Raw genomic sequence first — 808 nt, 5'->3', positions numbered from 1 at the left:
GGGCGCGCCGCCGCTGCGCGCCAGCCAGATCGCCGCCGCCCTTGGCGACTGGACGGACAGCGACGGCCAGCCGCGGCTGAACGGGGCGGAGGACGAGGTCTATATGGCGCAAACCCCGGGCTATCTCGCCGCCAACCAGCCGATGCAGGATGTCAGCGAGTTGCGCCTGCTGGCCGGGATGGACGCCGCGCTCTATCAGCGCCTGCTCCCCTTCGTCTGCGTCCAGCCGGATGACGCGCTGCAGGTCAATGTCAACACCCTGCGCCCCTCCCAGGCCGCCCTGCTGGTGGCCCTCTTTCCCGGCGATCTGACGCTGCAGGAGGCGCAACAGCTGCTGCACAACCGCCCGCGAACCGGGTGGAGCAGCGTCGCCGCCTTTCTCGCGCAGCCGACGCTGCAGAAAACCGATACCACGCTTGCCCGTCCCTGGCTGACGGTGCACAGCGCACGCTTTATCGCCGCTTTTACCGTGGTGACCGGCAATCTCCGCTTTCAGCTGCACAGCGTCCTGCAACAATCGGGGCGCACGTTTACCGTCGTCCAGCGGCGATATGGACTCTCTATGGTGGTCGATGAACAAGATTAATGCTTCTCCCCAGGCCATGCTGATCGTGCGCCTCGCCGCCGCGCAGGCGCCGCTGCACTGGCAACTCTTCGCCCCCGGCGAGCCGCACCACGAGGCCAGCGGCCGGTGGCCGACTGACGACGCCAGCCCTTTCCCGGCGCTGGCTGAGCAGTACCCGGCCTGGGTGCTGATCCCGGCCAGCGACTGCGCGTTTCACTCGCTCACCCTACCGGCGGGCCTGCG

General features: G+C 68.4%; 1 protein-coding gene and 1 pseudogene. Both read left to right on the top strand.

Translation table 11 applies throughout. The annotated features are described in order from the left end of the window. Positions 1–586: type II secretion system minor pseudopilin GspK (gspK, locus tag HMPREF9538_RS07435; protein WP_009485793.1), on the top strand; the 586-nt coding region annotated here is incomplete at its 5' end. Then, positions 573–808, top strand: a pseudogene (locus HMPREF9538_RS07440) (type II secretion system protein GspL); the annotation flags it as partial. The gene gspK and the pseudogene HMPREF9538_RS07440, both read left to right, overlap by 14 nt.

The sequence above is a fragment of the Klebsiella sp. MS 92-3 genome (assembly GCF_000195655.1).
Classification (GTDB): Bacteria; Pseudomonadota; Gammaproteobacteria; order Enterobacterales; family Enterobacteriaceae; genus Klebsiella; species Klebsiella pneumoniae.
Note: the sequence above shows the minus strand (reverse complement) of the source record. Positions and strands in the feature narration are given on the sequence as shown.